We start from the raw sequence: 21593 nt of genomic DNA, 5'->3' as shown, positions 1-21593 counted from the left end.
GTATGAAAGAAAATGACACATTCAGTAGTGAAGAATATTATTTATGAGGCGGCTATGAACTCAATAAGGTACTTAGTATGTCTGTGATCCTTGCACTTGCTCTACCATCACCATACGGGTTATGTGCTTTTGCCATTTCTTTATATAGCTGTTCGTTATCAAGCAGTTGAAAGACACTAGAAGTGATTGTATCAATATCTGTTCCCACTAGTTTTACTGTGCCAGCTTTCACAGCTTCTGGACGCTCGGTTGTATCACGCATTAGCAGTACTGGTTTACCTAACGAAGGAGCTTCTTCTTGAATACCTCCAGAGTCGGTTAAGAGAATGTCAGCTTTTGTCATTAGGTAAACAAATGGCAGATAATCTTGAGGTTCAATTAGATGAACATTAATTAAGTCAGATAAAAGACGATTAACTGGCTCTTGTACATTTGGATTAAGATGAACCGGATAACAAATCTGAACATCGTCACGTTTAGCACATTTTGCTAAAGCTTGGCAGATGCGTTCAAATCCATCACCAAAACTTTCGCGTCGGTGGCCTGTAACAAGTACTAATCTTTTGTTTGGATCTAAAAATGGGAAGCGTTCCGCTAATTGTAGAGCTAGTTTTCTATTTGTATTAATTTTGTTTTTTACATCGAGCAAAGCATCGATAACAGTATTACCAGTAATGTGAATGTTTCCTGTGGGAATATTCTCGGCGAGTAAATTCTGCTGAGAGAGTTCGGTTGGAGCAAAATGTATATTAGTTAAATTTCCAGTTAACTTTCTGTTAGCTTCTTCGGGCCATGGTGAATAAATATTGCCAGTACGCAATCCGGCTTCAATATGGGCAATTGGTATTTGTTGGTAATAAGCGGCAAGGCTTGCTGCGAATGTTGTGGATGTATCACCATGTACTAATACACAGTTTGGTTGTAATTGTTGCAATACATCACGTAAGCCGTTCAGAATTTTACATGTCACATCGGTTAAGTCTTGACCTGGACTCATTATGTTCAAATCAAAATCAGGAGTGATTTCAAATAGGTCTAATACCTGATCTAGCATCTCTCTGTGCTGAGCAGTGACACAAACATAAGTGATAAATGCTGAGCTTTGTTGGCAACCTTTTACGACAGGAGCCATCTTTATCGCTTCAGGGCGGGTTCCGAATACAAATAGGATTTTCTTTTTTGTTGTCATCTTGGCGTTCTCTAATTGTACTATTCAGTTGCTTAGTAATAATCGTCATACGAGCTATAACCGTATTCATGTTTAGCATTTTTTGCATTAACTTGATTGATGATTACACCATCAATAGCAATGTCATGTTTGATCAACTTCGAGATAGTGGCATTGATCTGTTTGAGTCTGGTTGTACCTGCTTTCACTACAATGATGGTGGCACTGGCAATTCGCCCTGCTACTAGTGCATCACTGAAGATCAGGGCGGGTGGGGTATCAATGACAATACGGTCATATTGTTCTTCAAGTTGGGTCAGTAGTGCAACCAGCTTTTTCGAACTTAACAACTCAAGGGGGTTTGGCGGTAGCAGACCGGCCGGCAGCACATCCAGATCTGATTGGTCGTCGTGATAGATACACTCATCAATAGTTGCCCCCATCACCAGCATATTTGAGACGCCAGGGTGACTTTTTGCCATGCCAAAGCGTTCACCGACGGAGGGCCGTCTCAAATCACAGTCGATCAGCAATACTTTTTCCATGGAGGCCATGGCGACAGCAAGGTTGATGGCCGTCGTGGTCTTGCCTTCACCGGGTAACGATGACGTCACTGCAATTCGCTTACGTGTTTGGTTGACCAGGTTAAGCAGCAATGTTGTCCGGATAGAACGAATAGACTCAGTAAAAAGGCGCTGTTCGCTATCGAAAAATAGGCTGGCATCCAGCGCTTTATTCCGGAATCGCTTTGATTTAACTGACGGAATGGCTCCCAACGTATATAAACCGAGTTTGTCTTCAATATCCTCGGCATGCTCTATGGTGCTGCGAAGCGACTCTAGTATAAACACTAATATTATTGCCAGCATCATTCCGGCAACGGCCGCGATACCAACGATCTTGGTTTTTTGCGGTTTGGCCGGCTTCATTGGCGTCATCGCATAGTCGGAGAAACGGGCGTTAGCTGATTTAAAATCGCTTGTTGCACTGGTTTCTTTCTGGCGGTTAAGGAACAAATCATACAACTGGCGGTTGCTATCAACTTCCCGCTTTAGCGCATCGTATTTCGCTTCTTTGACGGTCAGGTGCTGGTATTCGATTTTTTTGGCGGTCAGCGCTTGCTGCAGGCTGGCTTCTTGTTGTCGGGCTGCCTGGCGTTCCTTGTCCAGTCCTTTTACCAACTGTGCCAGCAGATTTCTTGCACTATCTTGGACGGTTTTTAGTTGCGCTTGTACCTGGATCATCTTGTCATGCTTTGGGCCATACCGATTTGATAACTCAGACACCCGTGTTTGTACTTCAATTTCGGCTAGCCGAATATCGCGCATCTGTGGGTGATTGGAGATTTCCGTGACCGAAGACAGGCTGGACAGATCAGCGTTTTTGCTTGTTTTGAGCAGGTACGAGAGTGATTCTGCGGCGATTCGGCGATCTCGCGCTGCTGACAGTCCATTGGTCAGATCAGACAGTTCAGTCGATGCTAGTCCGTCAATTCCGTCAATGCCGCTTAAGTCGATCAGCCCTTCCTGTTGCAAAAAATCGGACAGTTGATCTTCAGAGTGGAGGAGCTGTTGTTTCAGTTCATTAAGACGTCCGCTAAGCCAGCCTGAGGCCTGGGTTGTCATTGTTAGTCGAGCTTCCAGGTTGGATTCGATGTAGCTGTTGCCGACTTCATTAGCGATGCGGGCGGCTAACTTACGATCTTCCGATTCAAAGCTGATGTTCACCAGTTGGGTATTTCGTACTGGCGAGATGGTCAGTTTTCTTTTGAAGGTCGTTAAAACTCTCTGCCTGAGTGCTTCCTGTAATTGCTCCTCTGTCGCGGGTTGCTCTTCAGGCAGATAGGCCTGGATAAGCGATAGCGATTTTATTTGAGTTTTAATGTTTTCTAGTACCCCTGATTTTTCTCGCTGACCATTAAATTCTGGCAGGGTGGCTAGATTGAGTTTGTCGATAACGCGTTCGGCAATCTGGTTCGATTTAAGGATTTCAAACTGAGTCAGGTAGTACTCTTTTTGGCTGGTGTCGATCCCGACAATCTCTTCGATGGACACGGCTCTTTGTTGTTGGGCTTCGATCAGCAGGACGGCGGTAGTGCGATAAACTGGGGTGATAGATAGCACCATCAATACGGTAATGGCTGTCGTCAGTGTTGTGAACAGAAAGATCGACAGCCAGTATTTTTTTAAAGTGGACAGGTACTTCCCTAAGTCAATCACTTCTTCTTTAAGTGGAAGTTTGTCATCAGTTTTTTCCAGCATATGCATACCCAGGTATTAAGCAGAACCGAACTGAAGGAGGAGAAGGCACTAGTTAAAAGAAGCTCTGGTCAATCACGATAATATCACCCGGAGCGACAGCATGCTTTAGATTGACTTTTTTTTGTTCTCTTCCGCCATTGGCTGGGTTTATGCTGATTGCATTGCGTGAGGCGCGGTCAGTAAACCCTCCAGCTAAAGCAATGGCCTTATCTACGGTTAACCCTGGCTTATATTCGTACCCGCCCGGTAGTTTTACTTCTCCATTGACATAAATCTGACGAAAAGTGACGATATTAACCCTGACCTTCGGAGCAATTAAATAATCACCAAGTAGTCCGTTATATATTACTTTTTTAAGCTGTTCAGGGGTTTTTCCTTTTGCAGAAATTTGACCAATATAAGGATAGTCGAAAGTACCACTTGAGCTTAATAATAATTCTTGTATAGATAGCTCTTCTTCACCATAAACTTGGATTTGAATTCTATCTCCGGCATCCAGTTTGTATGTTTGTTCAAAATTGGCGGCATTTGCAGCAAAAATCATTAATAGGCTAAATAAAATAGAACTGATGGTTTTCATACAACACCTCACTAATAATAGTATTACCAATTAAGCATCACAGGGTGAAGAGTGCGGTGAGGTACCAAATTTGTTGTTCGTGACCAATGTTGGCTTGGGATGATGTTTTGTCTGTGAAATCCCAGCCTAAAGTAATGGATAACCATCGGCGCATATCGTAACTTGCTGAAACGCTCCAAATGTCAGTTTTATCTTTACGACTGACACCAGTGTAGTTCTCATCGGCATTGCTATAACTGACATTTGTCGTGAAACGCTCACGCCAGAAGTGGTGCCAGCCTAAGGTATAGATTGTTTCTTCAATGTAATCGCCATCTTGATCGGGATCTCTGGCTGTTTGTGAGGTGTCGAGGTTTAATATGGAATACCTTTTTGGCGACCAAGTGATACCAATATCCCAACTGGCGCCATCGAAGTCTTCACGGCTAGAGTCTTTAAATTGTTTATCCTGCAATCCCAGCCTGGCCGTACCTGTTGTTTTCCCCGTAATGTCCCATTCAGCACCAATATAGTAGTACATGGTATCGTTATCTTGGCTGGCTTGTTCTGGTGCAATTTTATCGTAACGACGATCTTCCTTTTTTATGTTAAGTAGTAAATCAGTAGTAGACGTTAGCTGATAGTAAAAGGCAGCATCGTAGCGACTTTCGTTATAATCATTGAACTGTGTAGTATTGCGAAAGTTTTTGTATGATTCGTCGTACCAACCAATAGAGCCTTCTAAACGTCCTTTCGCACCTTCGGCGCCATAAATATAGGTAGCATTGAGATGGTTAGTGACATATTGGATTGGTTCGTCAAAGTTCTCCGTGGAACTACTTATACCTTCAGAGATACCAGAGCCACGTGGTTCATGTAGGCTACTTAGTTCGTAGTTAAGCATCAGGCTATTACGTAAGTTAATATGCCATATGCTTGCCAGATCAAGGTTATGGTCTAAATAGTTGTCTGCGGAGCTATCAAAATAAGAGCCATTAGTCAGCGTGTAGCTGGTAGAATAAATACTATCGCCATGCTCAGCCATTGCCATAACTGAAGGTTCCATCTCTAATAACATTGAAGATATTTTGTTACGGCTCTCTTTCTCACTGGTAATATTGTCGTTATGCCCAAATGAAACAGCAAAAAAAGGGGTTACTTCGATACCTGAATCCGTTACATATGGATTGGGTATAACTGCAGCCATCGTCGTTTGTGAAAAGAGAATGAGATATAGAACATGATATTTGATTGACATAATAACTCCGTTTTATATATCAATAAGCCGTACTACCCGTAAATCCTCGAAGAGCAGTGAGGTATATAATTTTAATGTCCATCAATAATGACCAACGCTGGATATAGGCGAGGTCATATTCCACTCTTTTTTCCATTTTATTCAGGGTGTCAATTTCACCACGATAGCCATTAATTTGTGCCCAGCCAGTAATGCCTGGTTTTACTTTGTGGCGAAGCATATAGCGTTCGACAATCGCTCGATATTCTTCGTTGTGGGCAACAGCATGTGGGCGTGGACCAACGATAGACATCACCCCTTGAAGTACGTTAATAAACTGTGGCAACTCATCTAAAGATGTTCGTCGAATGAATGCACCAAATGGCGTTATACGCAGATCGTTTTTGGTTGCTTGTTTGACGACATGGCCATTATCCATAGTGTTCATTGAACGAAATTTCCATACCTTAATTTTTTTCCCATCAAGGCCGTAGCGATCTTGTTTAAAGAAAACAGGGCCGGGTGAAGACAATTTAACACCAACAGCAATTGCAATCAGAAGTGGTGAGATCAGCGTCAGAATAATGGTTGACAGTATAATATCTTCAGTGCGTTTTACCCATGCCGTCAGGCCGTTAAATGGGGTGTCAAAGACACTTAATATCAGTGTCTTACCAATATGACTCCAGCGAGAGTACAACAGATTATAAGTGAAAAAATCGGGCACCAAGTAAGTATTGGCAGTGGTGTCTGAAAACTCACCTAAAAATTTTGTGATTCGTCCTTTGGCACACAAAGGCATTGCAATATAGATATGTTGCAATTCTCCCCGCCTGGCTTTTTCTAATGCATCGATGACTGTGCCACATAGTGGAGCATTAAGTTTATGGGGTATACGATCTTCTGTACGCTCATCATAAAAACCCTCTAGTGTTATGCCTGGGTTCTCTTTGAGAGTTAGCTCAGCCGCAAGTGCTATACCGTTTTCTGTCGCGCCGATAATGGCCGCTTTTTGAGTGTAATAGCCATAGCGGTATAGTTGATAAATAAATTGCTTTAAAACGAAGCGCCAGCTCACCAGAATACATGGGGTAACGCTTAACCAAATTCCCATCACAACGCGGGAAAAATCAGAGCTTGTTTTGCTGAAATAACCAATTATCGTAAGCATGGATGCCATTAATAACCATGGTAATAGGATAGCCATAACTTGCTCACGGAAGGCACTAACTCGCCATGAGCGATAAAGATGGCAGCTTTCCGCTGTTAACAGAAAACAGACTATGCCTAATGCACCTGCAATTTGGTAATTGTTATTAACACTTTTGGTGTAGGTTTCTACAGAAACGTAGAGTGTTAGTGCGATAAAAACTATGTCGATGAGGCGGTAAAATAATCCAAAATTAGGCTCATCTGATCGAATTAAGTCTCTATCTTCCATCTTGCTGTTACCTTGTGGTAATTGTTTGGTCTTTGAACGGTCTATTCATTGTCTGTATGTTTACTTCTTTAGTATGTTATTTCCCTGAGGTTAGGGGGTTTAAGTACGCTACCGCCATTAGGTTATAGCTCCCACCGCGCTTAAGCAGAAAAATCAGACTGTATACCTCCTTTTTTATGTGGATATTGTTGAAAGTTATGCCCTCCTTTTTGTAAAGACAATGAAGAACGCTCTATCTTTTATGAACATAAGCGCTTAGTCAAATGCATGCATTAACTTGCGACTTCTCTATAAAGTTAGACCAAGTAAGAAAAGTTGGAAGAATGGAAAAAAGATTAGATTTCTAGTGCGATTGAATACGACTCTAATGCTTAACTCATACTTTTTTTGATGAAAGCATTAGTTCATACCTCCATTTTCTTTGAATTGAATGCTCCAGTGGCTCACTACACTGTCCATTATAATTGAGAGTCGATATTTGTAGAACACAAGCCAGGCGTTTGACTTTACTACTACGATGTCTGAATGGGATAGTTAGATCATTCTCTTGGAAAATCAGTCATCAAGGTTATGATGTATGAAGGTTGTGATGAGGCAATAAGCTGAATTTATGGCACTGACGGTTATTTAGCAGCACAATATTGGTACCCATTGTATTGAAAAATTGGTGATTACAATTGGGTTAAGCCCGGTTAACTTACCGGGCTTTAGGTGGAATATGTTTCCTATTCAGATGCTAGTTATTTAATGCGCTGTATATTTTATCCTTTAGCTGTGCACGTTCCATTTTGAGCTGAGCGTAATGCTGATCTTCGGTAGGAACATTATTGCCTTCTAATCCACGTATAACATGATCGAGTTTATGGTATCGGTCTGACATTGATTTGAAGTTTTCATCCGTCATTTTGAGCTGATGGATTTTATTCTGCATTTCAGGGAACTCAATGAAGAGTGCATGATTTTCACCTAACATCTTTATACTCCATACGTTCTTGTCTATCGTTGCCCTGCTTATATTTTGTTCTTATCTAGGGGGGTAATACAGTTGTATCAAACGTAAGCGCACACCCTTTGTTAGCCTGTAAACTTTGTCGTAAGCAACCATTTTTGCTGTCCGCATGATCCAGTCGTTTCATGACTCTGAAACTGCTGTAATCACAGGTCGACTTTGATGGTCACATATAAAGAATAGAACGAAATTAGATAACGCGTTAGGTGAGAATCATCAGTATCTTGTTACTAGTGGGAGAAATAGAGGATATGATGGTTTGAAAGAACGGGAGTGACAACGTCACTCCCGGTGGTATTGAAGCAGCTTATTGAATGAAGCTGAGGTAGCCTTGAAGAACTATCAGGTTGGTAATATCAATAAAGAAGGCACCAACAATAGGCACCACCATAAAGGCTTGTGGTGAAGGTCCGTTACGCGAAACCAAAGAGCCCATATTCATAACTGCTGTCGGTGTTGCGCCCATTCCGAAGCCACAATGACCTCCGGCGATGACTGCAGCATCATACGTGCGGCCCATAACCCTAAATGTCACGAAGTAGGCAAATAAAGCGAGTGTAAGAGTCTGGAATGCAAGAATAACCAACATTGGCAGTGCAAGTTCTAATAAGTCCCAGAGTTGCAGGCTCATCAATGCCATAGCAAGGAATAATGAGAGCGATATTGTGCCGAGAGCATCGACGGTTTCTTTGTTGATCTTGTAAACCTTAGTGGTTTCACAAAGGTTTGTAATGAAAACGCCAACAAAGAGGGCATAAACAAAATCAGGAATGCGTAGCCATGCGACATCAAAGCTATCTACAAACGTTTTAATATGCACCGCGCCCGCAACACAGACGAGTAAAATGAAGAGTACCTCGATACTGTTTTTTGATGTAATTCTGTCTTCTTCATGATCGCTGTAGGTAACAAGATCCGGATGTTTAATATGGTGGTGTTCACCGTCACCGAACGAAGATTTCAGCTTATATTTACTGATCAGGCGCTGAGCAACAGGGCCGCCAATGATTCCCCCTACCATTAGGCCAAAGGTCGCAGAAGCCATAGATAGCTCAAGGGTGTGCAAACCAAAATCAGATGCGAATGTTTGTGACCATGCTGCTCCCGTACCGTGACCGCCGGATAACGTGATTGATCCGACAATCAGACCAAGCAAAGGATCTAGGCCAAGCATCGTGCTGAGGCCAACACCAACAGCGTTCTGGATGATAATGTATACGGTGGCTAATCCTAGAAACAGGAAAACACGAGACCCACCTTGCGCAAGCAGTTTAAAACTTGCCGCTAAACCGACGGTGGCAAAAAACATCTGCATCAATGTGTTTTTAATGCTTAGATTAAAGGTGATATCAACGCCTTGTTGATGAATGATTGCGATGATCACAGCAACAACCAGGCCGCCTACAATAGGCTCAGGAATATTATATTTTCTAAGTACTTTAACCTTGCTATTAATAAAGTAGCCAAGAAAAAGCACGACAATCGCAATGAGCAAGGATTCGAGCTCGTTAATTTGAATATTTGAGTTCATTATTCTGTCTTTTCATACTTTTCTTAATGGCTAATTTTAACGGCTAAAATGCCCTGTGCCTATATTGCTTTTGTATGCCGAATAGTGTAGTCGCACGTGATAACCGATGTTTTAAATGTATATAATCTGGTTGCTTTGTTAATTGTGGTTGTTGGTTTTGTATGCCATGTTGGTATTGGCTGTTTGTATTTTGATGTGGGAGTGAAGGGGCGATGAATTGAGTAATTATGTGTATAAATTCAGATGTGTAGAATGAAAAATAGCCGATTAGGTGTAAGGCTTTAGCTGTTTCAATACGTTATCGCTATTGTGCGTTTTATTGAGTATTCAGTAAATATAAATATTCTTGAAATCTTTTTGTAATGGTGTTGTTAATTGGTGTTATTTATAGACAGTTACGCGTATGAAAATAAAATACGTATCAACTGTGTGTTAAATAACCATTTTTATTTTTATATTCCTGCGGTATTTTTATGATAAAAAATGTAAAAGTTCTAACTCGGGGACAGGATAGCTTAATATTTATACTATCTTGGTGGGAAGCCGTGATTAATAGCAAAGCATTATACGAGATAATGAAGTGAGTATTATATTAAAACGGCGTTCAAAATGGCTGTTTTGCACTGTTTTGCACTGTTTTGCACTGTTTTAATATGAGCCACGTACTTATAACCAACTTGATCGGCTGTTAGTCAGAGTGCTTTCTGAGCTTTAAGTCTTTTCTTAATTGCTGGATATAATCCAGTCTTGATTGACTGACAGGTGTCGGCTGCACTTGTTGTAGCTCTAGGGTATAGGCTTCTTGTTCAGTGACACAACGGCCATGTATACGGACATGAGGTGCTTTGCTTTCAATTGTTGCTTGTGCCGAAGCATCATCTTGTGCTTTTGCAATGGCTTCGCGCGCCTTACTCTGACCTGTTGCGTCTTGTATAGCAGGCTGGCGGCGATAAGACTGCCGATTTGAAGACTGAGGTTGCTGATCACGTTGCTTGATGAAATTATCTAAATGGTCACTAAAGCTCATAGGTTGCTGCCTTATTAATGTTACCTGAATATCTTAAGTCAGCCTGACGGCTATTAGAAGCGTAATAATAGCATTAGGGATAAATTTTACGGTAAACGGTAAAATTTCAGCGTCCTACATTCTAATTTAGCTCAGGCAGAGCGAGCAGCCATGAATTTTTGCTCGAATTCAGCCATCACTTCACTGTTTGGTTTTGTGCCAGATCGACGAAGCCAATAGCGGCTAGCTACTGGCTTAACGTTAATGTGTTGAATGGAATGAGGGTGTTAACGAATAAGGATTGGTACTAATGTGTGTTTTCAAACGCCAGGGCTTTTTTCTCGACCTTACGAAATACCAGAGTCAGGACCCCGTTAACCGTAAGGTAGAAAGCGCCGGCAACACTAAAGACGACTAACGTGTCATAGGTTTGCGCATTAATACGCTGCGCATAGCCCATGATATCCATAATCGTAATTGTGCTCGCCAGGGAAGTTCCTTTAAACAGCAGAATTACTTCATTTGAATAAGCCGGAACGGCACGACGAATGGCAAAAGGGAGTAAAACCCTTAATGTTGCCACCTTATCCATCCCCAGTGCCTGGCAAGCCTGCCATTGGCCGGATGGAATCGCATCAAAGGCCCCCTTAAACAGTTGTGTACTGTATGCCGCGGTATTCAATGCCAGAGCGAGCATGGCACAGAACCAAGGCTGACTTAGCCAGATCCACAACATGCTTTCACGTACAGCTTCAAATTGCCCTGGCCCGTAATACACCAAAAAGATTTGCACCAATAACGGCGTACCTGTAAATAAAGTGATGATGCCACGGCTCAGCCAATGAATACCGGTTGTACGCATGATTAACGTCAAGGTCATCAAGATAGCGATAATACAACCAACAAACAGTGAAACGACGGTTAATTCAATACTGGTGAGCAGGCCTTCAAGCATCTTCCAGACATGTTGCTCATTCATGCGGTCGCTCCTTGTGGTGCGTTAAGGCCCTGAACGGTGAATTTCTTATCAATCACTTTTACTGCACGTTGGGTAATTAACGTAATAATCAAATAAATTGCAGCGGCACCCGCATACCAGGTAAAACTTTCGTGCGTAGCAGCAGACGTTAACTGTGCCTGCTTAAGCAAATCGGTGACGCCGATCAATGAAACTAACGCTGTATCTTTTAACAAAACCAGCCATTGGTTGGTTAATCCGGGTAGGGCATGTCTAACCGCCTGTGGTAAAACAATTCGTGTAAAACCATGAAAGCGGCTGATCCCTAATGCACTCGCGGCTTCCCGCTGACCATTTGAAACCGCTTTTAATGCGCCCCGTAATGTTTGCGCAGCATAAGAGGCAAAAATTAATGACAGCGCGATGACACCTGATAAAAATGGGCTGATTTCGACATAGTCGCCCGTGATCATAAAGAATATCTGACCTGAGCCGAAAAAGATGAACAGCACCACTAACAGCTCAGGCAAACCACGAAGAACGGTTACAAGTGCCGTCGTCGGCCAAGAAATAGCGCGGTGGCGCGACATCTCGCCACCTGCAAACAAAACAGCTAGCACTAAGCCAACTAATAAGCTGGTAAATGCAAGCTGAATGGTTATCCAGCTTGCTTCTACGAGCGACAAAGAGTAACCTGAAAACGCCATATTACTTACCGAAATACTTATCAAAAATAACCTGGTACTGGCCATTAGCTTTTACTGTTTTAAGTGCAGTATTCAGCTTATCAACTAATTCTTGATCGTCTTTATTAACAGCGATGCCAAAGCCGTTACCAAAATAGGTAGTGTTCGTGACTGGCTTACCGACGTAGCTGAGCTTATCGTTGCTCTTGAACCATTCCGCGACAACAGCAGTATCACCAAAGACAGAGTCGATACGGCCATTTTGCATATCAATGAAAGCATCCTGATAGCTTGCATATGGCACTGCAGTTACGTTTGTCATTTGTTCAAGCAGAAAGCTCTGGTGTGTTGAGCCGTTTTGTACACCAACCCGCTTGCCTTTAAGTGCAGCTTGATCAGCAACGTTGTCACCAAGTGCAACAAATGCCGCTGCATTATCGTAGTAAGCATTGGTGAAGCTAACTTGCTTACTGCGGGCTTCAGTGATATCCATTGCAGAAATCGCTGCGTTGTAGCGACGGAACTTTAACGCAGGAATTAAGCTGTCAAATGCTTGGTTATGGAAAGAACATTTTGCTTTGATCTCATCACACAACGCGTTCGCTAAATCAACGTCAAAACCTTGGATTTGATTGTTTTCATCAACGAATTCAAATGGTGCATAAGTCGCTTCCATCGCGAACTTTATCTCTTCCTGCGCAACTGCATTAGCTGAAGCCAGGCCAATTAACGTTGCTAATAAAATCTTTTTCATCGCGATACTCCGTGCGTTTTTGTTTTTCATCAACCATTAATTAATGAAAAATCAGCTTTCAGCAGGCTCTTTTTAAGAAGAGACTAGGCATTGTTATGTCTGCTGAAATATCTGGGTTAATAGAAATAAATAAAGGTGTTATATCACTATATAGAAATATCTGAATCGCCAGGGACTATGCAAATTAGCTATTCATCAGTGAGTCAGGTATTCCGCAAATTCAGGGGTTGCTGGTGTATGGAACGCATCTTTCGTACCATGTTCTACTATGTATCCCTTCTCAAGGTACAGAACATGACTTGCAATTTTTTTTGCGAATTCAACTTCATGAGTGACTACAATCTGGGTGATGCCGGTTTCACTTAGCTCGTTAATGATCTGGACGATTTGATTGGTGATTTCCGGATCCAGTGCCGCTGTCGGCTCGTCAAAAAGCAGTACATCAGGTTTCATCATTAAAGCACGGGCAATTGCAACACGCTGCTGTTGACCGCCAGAAAGTTGCATCGGCCAGGCATCCGCTTTATCTGCCAGTTGCAACGTCACAAGAATTTTCATTGCTTCTTTATGTGCGCCTTCTTTATTCATACCAGCAACTTTCACTGGGGCTTCCACTAAATTTTCCAGAACTGTCATGTGTGGCCACAGGTTATATTGTTGGAAAACCATACCAACCTTACGACGTAGTTTTAAGCCATCTTTTTCTTGCACTTCAGTGGCGAAATTAAATGCTTCGTCGGCGATATTCAGTTCACCGCTATTTGCTGTTTCCAGTAAGTTCAGTACCCGCAGTAGTGAGCTTTTACCTGCACCACTTGGGCCTAACAACACGAGGGTGTCTCCTGTGTGGCAGGTGAAATTCACATCGTGAAGAACCTGTGTGTTTCCGTAGAATTTGTTGATACCGCTTACTTGAATACTCATGCCAATATGCTGCATTAATTGTCACCGGGTGTTTATACTACCCATAATGGGATCTTATGCAAGAAAAACGTATAAAAAATCGCTTTTGTTACTTGTTTGTATATCAATTGTTCGTTTTTCAGGGTTAATGACTGGTTTAACCACTGAATTAGCTAAGTGTTGTTAATGAAATAAATAATCCAACGCTTAGATATTCATGACGATTTTTTTTGATCAGTCACTGAGTCCATCGCAGTCAGCAGGAAATGATAAGCATGTAAATAAACCATTTTCAATATCGCTCATCATGTCTATATTCCTGATCAATAGCTATTTTTTGTCTTCTGCTGTAGTTTTGCTCGGGCTGTTTGTAGAGCTGGAATCCTGAAGCATGAAAGATCTCCGTTTGAATAAATATTGACTGACTTATTAAAAGAAAACTAGTAATAAGCTGCCGTATATCTGCTGATTACTGCTTAGTGGTGTGGATTCATGGCGGGGCAAAGAAAGTGACTGCGAGATTTTAGTCATTCCAATGGCTTAAAAAATAAGGATTTGAGGCAACAAAAAAGGCTGCCCGAAGGCAGCCTCAACTAATTATGCAAATGTGACTGTTCAGAAATGCAATTATGCGGTTTGTACCTGTTGCACTGTCTGACGACGAGCCTGCACAACAAGTGCAAAACCAATGATTGCGACAAAACCTGCAGCGAACATTGCCGTTGTTACCGTAATCAAGCCTTTTGCCGTGAAAGCAGAAACAACGCCACTTGCAGCGAAACAGATAATGGTTTGCAGGAAATTCAGCAAGCCTGCTGCAGTCGCACTGCAGTTTTTGAAGTCTTCCAGTGCCTGACTAACAACAATCGGATAAATCGCACCATTGGCAGCAGCAAGGAAGCAGAATGGAATAAGGATCGGCCAGATAGTCGTTGGCTCAGTATTGGTTGAAATAAGGAACATTACCAACACACTTGCGAAAAAGAGTTTTAATAACCAAGGTAAGATCTGCTTGCCTTCGAAGCGGTTCAGTAGAGTACGACAGCCGTAGCCACCGATAATGAAGCCAACAGTTTGTGGCGCATAACTCAGGCCGATATCAGCACCTGAATAACCCATAGCCCCCATTATAAAAGGAGAGCCAGTCAGGTAGGCAAAGAATGCAGCAGAACAGGCAGCAAAAATAAGCATGTTTCCGACGAATTTTTTTGAACTTAGAATTTGCTTATAATCACGGCGTAACTGGATGGTCACTTTTTTATGCGTTTTGCTTATGGGTGCGCTTTCAGTCTCTTTTAGTGTCATAACAGCCAAAACAGCACCAAAACCAACCAGAGAAATAAAGATGCTACGCCAGCCGAACTGACCTTCAAGCAGTGCGCCAACCAGTGGGGCAAGGGCCGGAGATAAAGCGACAAGCGGCATGATCGTCGCAAAAATACGCTCAGATACCTTACCTTCGTAGCGGTCAACAACAACAGCCTGCCAGATGACGGTGGCACTACAGGCTCCTAAAGCTTGAGTAAAACGTGCTGCAAGGAACAGTTCGACAGTCGGAGCAAAAGCACATAGTACTGATGCAATGCTAAATAGGGTCATCCCCCCCAGAAGAACTTTGATACGGCCAATTCGATCCGATAACGGGCCGTAGACCAGCTGACCAAGCGCCATTCCCAAAAGGAATATACTTAGGGATAAGCCAATAAGCGACTGTGTGGTGTTGAAATCTTCTTGAATAGTCGCAAATGCCGGCAAATACATATCTGTAGCCAGAAAACCTAACATACTTAGGCAGGCAAACCAGCTTAAGGTGACTTTTGAAGGTTGGTTTTTCATTGTGGTTAACTTTATTGAAATAACATTGTTCGCAAGTGTAGTTGTGGTTTTCCTTGCTGTGAAACGGTAATATTTCAACATTGCTTTCAAAAAAATTGATTTGATATGTTTTCGTACAATGATCTGCAAGTTATTGATGTTGTTGCCAGGCGCGGTAGCTTTTCTGCCGCCGCAGAAGAATTACACAAAGTGCCAAGCGCAATCAGTTATACCGTGCGGTCAATAGAAGAGCGATTAGCTGTCGATTTATTTGTCCGCATGCACCGACAGGTGAAATTAACCCCCGCCGGCGAGTTTTTTGTCGAAGAAGCACGCAACCTGATCAAACAGATGGAACAGATGCGATTACAGACCCAACGGGTAGCCAACGGCTGGTCACAAAGCGTTTCGGTCGCGTTAGATACGGTTGTGCGTGAAAGTCGGGTGAATACCTTAGTTCGTGACTTTTATCAGGCCTTTCCCGATGTCGAGCTGCATTTGACCATGGAAGTGTTCAACGGTGTATGGGATGCGTTGGCTGATGGTCGTGCAGATATTGCGATTGGTGCAACTGCCGCAGTCCCTGTTGGTGGTTATTTCGATTACCGCGATATGGGCACACTGTCTTGGAAGTTTGTAGTCTGCAAAGATCATCCGTTAGCAAATACCGAGCATAAACTTGGCTCTGATGAGCTTGCGGAGTATCCCGCCATCTGTATTGAAGATACATCCAGAACCTTGCCTAAACGCGTAACCTGGCTGATGGATAACCAGCGGCGTATCATGGTGCCAAATTGGCACAGTGCCTTGCAGTGTTTAAAGGCCGGGCTAGGCGTATGCGTGGTCCCTGCGCATATGGCGATGCCTCGTATTGAAACTGGAGAGCTGGTGGAAAAACAGTTAGTGAATAAACCGCCTGTCAGTCCGTGCTGCCTGGCCTGGAACACCGAGAATTCGAACCCGGCACTTGAGTGGTTGCTCGATTACTTGGGTGACAGCGAACAGTTACACCGCGAATGGATGCGCTAGTCATGATGTTGAATACTGTTAGCTGAATTGCCAATGATACCAACTCCATTAATTAATGCTCGCGGAATTGATCAGATAATTAATGGATTTGGTATTACATTCAACGGAACCTCGACTACAATCCTGATAGGCCCTCTGTTTCCAGCAAGGATGTGCATATGAGACCGTTATTTCCCCTGTCTGCTCTGTTCATTGCCCTATTTGGCCTTAGTGGCTGTGGCGATTCCTCCGATTCAGCACCAACCGCTAAGGTTTCTTTCTCGATTGCCGATGCGCCGGCTGATGGTGTGAAGGAGGTGTGGGTGACTTTCGAATCCATCACTTTAAATAGTTATACGGGTGATAAAAACAATAAAGATGTTGATAAAGAAGTTGATGAGTCCAACTCACAAACTATCTTCGTAACCGATGCTAAGAATAAAGCTAACCCTATACGTATCAATTTGATGGATTATCAGAAAGGTAAAAGTAAACGGATCATCAATGGCGCTGAAGTGCCCGTGGGGGATTACAGCTTGACCGTAAATACTTCCGGCTGCTCCCAGAGTGCTGCTGATGGTGCTGATGGTGCTGATGGTTCTGCTGGGCCGACCGACCATTGCTGGGTGAAGGAATATGACGAAGGCACTAAGCCTTTGAAAACCCCCAGTAATAAACTTAAGCTCGGAAAATTTACGGTCAGCCAGAAAGATAATCAAGCCTATACCATCGATATTAAACTGCGTTCCTCTCTTGTTAATAACGGCGGAGGCGACAATTACAATCTCAAACCCCATGGCATTAGCATTGTAGATACCGCCACCGTGGGCAGTATCAGCGGCACGGTAGACATTAATCTATTTTCTGCTGGTGATTGCTTCGCCGATAGTGGCAATACGCTTTATCTCTATCAAGGGGGCTATAGCGGTGAAGGATTGAGCAGCATGACCATGGGTGATGAATTTGACCCTGATATTGATACTGATGTTCCTGAAAATGTTTTGATGCCATATGCCTCGACGTTACTTGATCCTAACGAGGGGGAAGACAGTAATGCCTACGTCTTTGGTAACCTTGCCGCGGGGCAATATACGCTGGCATTTAGCTGTACTGATGCGGGCATTGATCAGAGCGGAGGTGCTATCCAGGGAGATCATCCTGAGTTTTATAATCAGATCCCGATTGCGAAATCCGATAGCCAATGGACAAAACTCACCGTCCTCTCGGGTGAAGATACCCGTTATGATTTTTCGGAAGTTGAGTAGGTAGCGGTTTGGTTATATAACGATAACGGGTTCCATCAATTTACTTTTTATCTCCTACAGGCACCATGAGGTGTCTATAGGGGGTATCTTTCCACATCACGTACGGCCCGCCCGTACTGGGATCATCGGTTATTCCCTCAAGTAACTCCTTGGGGAGGATTATCATCAAATGCGGACCAGTTTCGGTATAATCCGCGGCTTTTTTGGGGTCAGGGTGATAAGGGTCTGAGTTGCTAAGGCCGGCACCCTGATCCCCTTGAAGCATATAGGAAATCCCGATTCCGGTTGCTTCAAAAGGTTCTTTATTACCAACTGCATTTAACATTGTCATCCATAATGCATCGTTACACATGGGGGCACCGTCTTTCGGCATTGTGTCTGGCAGACACGTCCAGCCATTACTGCCCTCGGCAATTACCTTACCGTTAGCAATTACGGTCGCATTCGCACTAATTGAAGTTGGCGCGGCAGATCTTGCTTTAGCAATGATTTTTTCAACGTCATCTTCAGCGGCACTGATCCCAACGCCCGATGAGCATATGACAAGTGGTAAGATAACCTTTTGAGTGAGACTTTTAACCATACTGATTCTTCCTATTCGGCGACTTTCTCTGGCACGGTATAACTCGTCAATACCATGGCCTGAAAAGTCAATCTGAAGTATAGAAGTTATTTTCAACTTCGTAAGTATGGCGAAATTCGAGCCTTAGTGGTTTGGGTATATACCCAAACCACTTCAAGATGCCGTGTTCAGCGAGAATTCAGTGGTTTTTAGGCAAGGCAGCCATATGAGCGAATAGTGGTTCTATTTGAAGTATGGCTAACGCAGTATAAAAGCCACTGAAACTCGCCCCTTGGGAGCTTCTCTGGAAACTCACTCCCGCGCGAAATGTGCTTGAAAGGGGGATACCATTCCTACTCACATTTCGCTTGAATTGAATTCCCAGAGAAAGCTCTGAATCATGCATCTTGAAGTAGTTTGGGTATAAATGTATCTATTAATCTCTCAATGTCTGATAGCCTGCCCAGATCCGTGTTGCTGTTGTAACCCAGCACAAGGTACCGAATATCCAGGCAATAGTTGAGAAATGCTGTGGGAATAGACAGAACAAGATAAAACAGGCAATTGTTTCTGTCCCTTCGGTCAGGCCGCCAATGTAGTAAAGCGATTTTTGTTTATACACCAGGTTTTCGATATTGAGCTTGCTTGCCATGATGGCAAAAGAGAGGAAACTTGATCCCGTACCGATAAATGCAAAAATCAAAAACGCACCAGCAACTGCATTCGCGCCAGGATCAGCCAGAACAAAGCCAAATGGCACCATGGAATAGAAAAGAAAATCCAGGGTAATATCGAGGAAACCACCGCAATCAGTGATGCCTTGTTTACGGGCTATCGCGCCATCTAAACCATCAAATAATCGGTTAATGAGAATAAAAGCCAAAGCCCAGTCATATTGTTGAAAGGCGAGGGCGGGCAGTGCCAGTAATCCCACCAAGAATCCGGTTATTGTTACCTGATTGGCAGTGATCCCAATTTTATCCGGTAGGGCTGCAGCCGTTTGTAAAGGCCGGCGAATTATTTTAATGGCATAACGATCAATCATGACGAGTCTCCTTGTTCCAAGGCCAGCGTAATACATTACCACCATCGGGAATATCGTCATCATCATGGGTGACCATCAACGCTGGAATGTTCTGTGCTTTTATTTGCTCAAAGACAAACTGCCGGAAAGCGGTTCGTAACTCCTTATCTAATTTACTGAAAGGTTCATCAAGTAAAACCGCTTCAGGCTTCGCCAATAAGGTACGCATCAGGCTGATGCGGGCTCGCTGACCGCCTGAGATTTCAGTTGGCATATGATAAGCAAGTTCTTCTAATCCAATTTGTGCCAGGGTCGAAATGGCGTGTTCTTTTCGGTTACTTCCCTTTATCTGCCGGGGCAGGCCGAAGGCCAGGTTTTCCCATATGTTCAGGTGAGGAAAGAGCAGATCATCCTGAAACAGGAGCCCAATTCGGCGCTGATCAGGCTCCAGTTCGTTCATCGAACTTTCATTCAGAGAAATTTGACCGTGCAGGGTAAACACTGGGCTTAAATGGCCGGCAATCGCACTGAGCATGCTGGATTTACCGCAGCCACTTGGTCCCATTAAGGTCAATACTTCACCGTGATTAACGGTAAAGCTAACAGACGAAATAAGCGGCATAGTACCATTACTTATAGTGAGGTTTTCCACAGATAAGGTCATCCGTGTCGGTACTCCGTTGTTGCTGACTGCGACGGGAATAGTTTCCCGAGAAGCGACTGGCAATAAGCGCCAGGGTAAAGAAAATTAAAGGTAATAACCCTTGTAATAGTCCGTAAATTGCACTGACTCGGCGATCCTGCCCACTGGCTAATGCCACCGCTTCAGTTGTTAAGGTCGAGATACGTCCCGCGCCTAAGATTTGGGTTGGCAGGTACTGCGCCAGGCTCACACTCATCCCAACGGCAAGAGCCAGCCAGATAGCAGGCATCATGAGTGGACGTTTTACTCGCCACCAGGCAGACCACGCACTTAAGCCTAAACTGCGGGCTGACTGGTCCAGACGAATATCATAAGATCGCCATGGCCCGTCTAATGCCAGATAAAGGTATGGAAAAACGAAAAGAACGTGGCTCCATATCACCCATAACCAAAAGTGCTGCCCGGTAAACAGGTAAGTGGAAACCTGAATGCCAAATAAGATAGAAAGCTGGGGGATCACCATAGGCAAGGCAATAAGCCAGGTTGGTACTCCTCGCTGGTATTTTTGTCGGTGTTCCAGACAGCCGATAGCCAGCACTAATGCGATAAATGCACTGCTGAGTGCCAGCAAAATGCTATTAGATGCCAGTTGTATTAAAGACTCGCTTTCTTGTAGCCAGAAACGTGTGCTATAGCGGCTGGGCAGCAGATCAGGAAAGCGCCATCGTTGGGCAAAAGACCAGATGATCAGCACTGGAACCACGATGACAGGCACAATCGTAAAGGGCCAGTGCAAGTGAACACCTGGTAAAAATAATTTCTTCTTTTTGGATGACGGACCTGAATATTGCCATTGTCGCTTAATCTCGAAAAGCAGCCATTCCATCAGACGAGCCAATGCTAATACAGTGAAAGAAAGCACAAGTAATATGATGGCACCGACAGCTGCACGGGGGATCTGGGTAAGATCGGGTTCATTAAACCATTGCCAGACTAATATCGCTAATGTTGGCGGGCGTGACGGGCCTAAGATCATGGCGATATCTACCACGGACAAGCCATAAGCTAATACGGCATAGATGGGCATGCGCATTTTAGGTAGCCACTGCGGCAAAATGACTTTTAGCCAGCTATCGCTGTGGCTGTAGCCTAGACCGGAAGCAACAGCCTGTAATTGATTGATCCGTATTTGATGGAGTACTGAAACGCTCATTAATAACAGAAAAGGGGTTTCTTTAATTGCCAGTGCCAGCATCAACCCGATGCCATAAGGATCTTGGGTGAGAGCGAACAGTGACGAGGTGTCGATGCCAGCGGTTTCAGCCAGGCGGAATAACCATCCTGTCGGGGAAAACGTGAAGGCAAAACCAATGGCAAATGCCACATGAGGCAGCGACAACATGGGGGCGATCAGATGCTCAATACGTTGCCAACGCGAACTGTTCCAGTTCGCCTGTAAAATCAGAAAGCAAAATGTGGTTGCCAGCATGGTGCTGCCGACACCAGAAAGCAGTGTCAGCAATATGGACTGGATAAGGCCGGGCCACTGAAAGGCCGAGGTAAATGCAGACAGATTCGGGGAATCTAAGCCAAGTGCGGGTAACCAGGAAAAAGCCGGGATCGCAATGCCAATTACGCCGGGTAGTAAGGGCAGTGCACATATCACAATGGTTGCCAGGTAAAGCAAACGGATCATGGCAGGCTCAAAGCGTGAGTGACTTGAATGTTGTACAAATAAAATAGCTGCATGCGTATCAGTGTTA

19 protein-coding genes are annotated in these 21593 nt (G+C 43.7%); 2 read left to right on the top strand and 17 right to left on the bottom strand.

The window, feature by feature from the left end; translation table 11 throughout:
• Positions 1-52: 52 nt before the first annotated feature.
• The 13 genes from wecB to punC form a co-directional block, all read right to left on the bottom strand.
• Positions 53-1189: a non-hydrolyzing UDP-N-acetylglucosamine 2-epimerase gene (wecB, locus tag L4D76_RS20880; protein WP_428442805.1), complete on the bottom strand. Its 1137-nt coding sequence runs from the start codon at positions 1187-1189 to the stop codon at positions 53-55.
• Positions 1190-1221: 32 nt separating this feature from the next.
• A complete protein-coding gene (locus L4D76_RS20875) occupies positions 1222-3429 on the bottom strand; it encodes a GumC family protein (protein WP_428442804.1) in 2208 nt (735 codons plus the stop codon).
• Between the two features lie 52 nt (positions 3430-3481).
• Entirely contained in the window at positions 3482-4009 is a 528-nt protein-coding gene (locus L4D76_RS20870) for a polysaccharide biosynthesis/export family protein (protein ID WP_428442803.1), read from the bottom strand.
• Positions 4010-4046: 37 nt separating this feature from the next.
• Positions 4047-5246: an outer membrane beta-barrel protein gene (locus L4D76_RS20865; protein ID WP_428442802.1), complete on the bottom strand. Its 1200-nt coding sequence runs from the start codon at positions 5244-5246 to the stop codon at positions 4047-4049.
• Between the two features lie 19 nt (positions 5247-5265).
• Positions 5266-6666 (bottom strand): undecaprenyl-phosphate glucose phosphotransferase, encoded by a 1401-nt coding sequence (locus L4D76_RS20860; RefSeq protein WP_428442801.1) that lies wholly within the window; start codon positions 6664-6666, stop codon positions 5266-5268.
• A 736-nt stretch (positions 6667-7402) separates the two neighbouring features.
• Positions 7403-7639 carry an HP1242/YdcH family protein gene (locus L4D76_RS20855; protein WP_428442800.1) on the bottom strand — a complete coding sequence of 79 codons (237 nt, stop codon included), beginning with the start codon at positions 7637-7639 and terminating at the stop codon, positions 7403-7405.
• 343 nt (positions 7640-7982) lie between these two features.
• The gene (gene gltS, locus L4D76_RS20850; protein ID WP_428442799.1) at positions 7983-9206 is read right to left on the bottom strand and encodes a sodium/glutamate symporter; all 1224 of its coding nucleotides are present in this window, start codon (positions 9204-9206) and stop codon (positions 7983-7985) included.
• A gap of 688 nt (positions 9207-9894) precedes the next feature.
• Positions 9895-10233 (bottom strand): hypothetical protein, encoded by a 339-nt coding sequence (locus tag L4D76_RS20845; RefSeq protein WP_428442798.1) that lies wholly within the window; start codon positions 10231-10233, stop codon positions 9895-9897.
• A gap of 286 nt (positions 10234-10519) precedes the next feature.
• A complete protein-coding gene (gene artM, locus L4D76_RS20840) occupies positions 10520-11191 on the bottom strand; it encodes an arginine ABC transporter permease ArtM (RefSeq protein ID WP_428442797.1) in 672 nt (223 codons plus the stop codon).
• A complete protein-coding gene (gene artQ, locus L4D76_RS20835; RefSeq protein ID WP_428442796.1) occupies positions 11188-11877 on the bottom strand; it encodes an arginine ABC transporter permease ArtQ in 690 nt (229 codons plus the stop codon). The genes artM and artQ overlap by 4 nt, the downstream gene beginning before the upstream one ends.
• 1 nt (position 11878) lies before the next feature.
• The gene (locus L4D76_RS20830; protein ID WP_428442795.1) at positions 11879-12610 is read right to left on the bottom strand and encodes a lysine/arginine/ornithine ABC transporter substrate-binding protein; all 732 of its coding nucleotides are present in this window, start codon (positions 12608-12610) and stop codon (positions 11879-11881) included.
• A gap of 195 nt (positions 12611-12805) precedes the next feature.
• Positions 12806-13534 carry an arginine ABC transporter ATP-binding protein ArtP gene (gene artP / locus L4D76_RS20825; RefSeq protein WP_428442794.1) on the bottom strand — a complete coding sequence of 243 codons (729 nt, stop codon included), beginning with the start codon at positions 13532-13534 and terminating at the stop codon, positions 12806-12808.
• Positions 13535-14140: 606 nt separating this feature from the next.
• Entirely contained in the window at positions 14141-15349 is a 1209-nt protein-coding gene (punC, locus tag L4D76_RS20820; RefSeq protein WP_428442793.1) for a purine nucleoside transporter PunC, read from the bottom strand.
• A gap of 105 nt (positions 15350-15454) precedes the next feature.
• Here punC and punR point away from each other — a divergent pair, with 105 nt between their 5' ends.
• Complete coding sequence (gene punR / locus L4D76_RS20815; protein WP_428442792.1) at positions 15455-16357, top strand: DNA-binding transcriptional activator PunR; 903 nt, start codon at positions 15455-15457, stop codon at positions 16355-16357.
• Positions 16358-16515: 158 nt separating this feature from the next.
• Positions 16516-17601: a DUF4382 domain-containing protein gene (locus tag L4D76_RS20810; RefSeq protein WP_428442791.1), complete on the top strand. Its 1086-nt coding sequence runs from the start codon at positions 16516-16518 to the stop codon at positions 17599-17601.
• A gap of 40 nt (positions 17602-17641) precedes the next feature.
• On the opposite strand, the gene L4D76_RS20805 is transcribed toward L4D76_RS20810, so the two are convergent.
• The 4 genes from L4D76_RS20805 to L4D76_RS20790 all read right to left on the bottom strand — a co-directional run bounded on the left by L4D76_RS20805 (position 17642) and on the right by L4D76_RS20790 (position 21526).
• Entirely contained in the window at positions 17642-18184 is a 543-nt protein-coding gene (locus L4D76_RS20805; RefSeq protein ID WP_428442790.1) for a hypothetical protein, read from the bottom strand.
• A gap of 415 nt (positions 18185-18599) precedes the next feature.
• The gene (locus L4D76_RS20800) at positions 18600-19208 is read right to left on the bottom strand and encodes a CDP-alcohol phosphatidyltransferase family protein (RefSeq protein WP_428442789.1); all 609 of its coding nucleotides are present in this window, start codon (positions 19206-19208) and stop codon (positions 18600-18602) included.
• Positions 19201-19851 carry an ATP-binding cassette domain-containing protein gene (locus L4D76_RS20795; RefSeq protein WP_428442788.1) on the bottom strand — a complete coding sequence of 217 codons (651 nt, stop codon included), beginning with the start codon at positions 19849-19851 and terminating at the stop codon, positions 19201-19203. The genes L4D76_RS20800 and L4D76_RS20795 overlap by 8 nt, the downstream gene beginning before the upstream one ends.
• The gene (locus L4D76_RS20790; protein WP_428442787.1) at positions 19817-21526 is read right to left on the bottom strand and encodes an ABC transporter permease; all 1710 of its coding nucleotides are present in this window, start codon (positions 21524-21526) and stop codon (positions 19817-19819) included. The genes L4D76_RS20795 and L4D76_RS20790 overlap by 35 nt, the downstream gene beginning before the upstream one ends.
• Between the last annotated feature and the right edge of the window lie 67 nt (positions 21527-21593).

Origin of the sequence: Photobacterium sagamiensis, from assembly GCF_050337085.1 — a bacterium.
Classification (GTDB): Bacteria; Pseudomonadota; Gammaproteobacteria; order Enterobacterales; family Vibrionaceae; genus Photobacterium; species Photobacterium sagamiensis.
The sequence above is the reverse complement of the archived record's forward strand: the minus strand, read 5'-3'. Positions and strand labels throughout refer to the sequence as shown.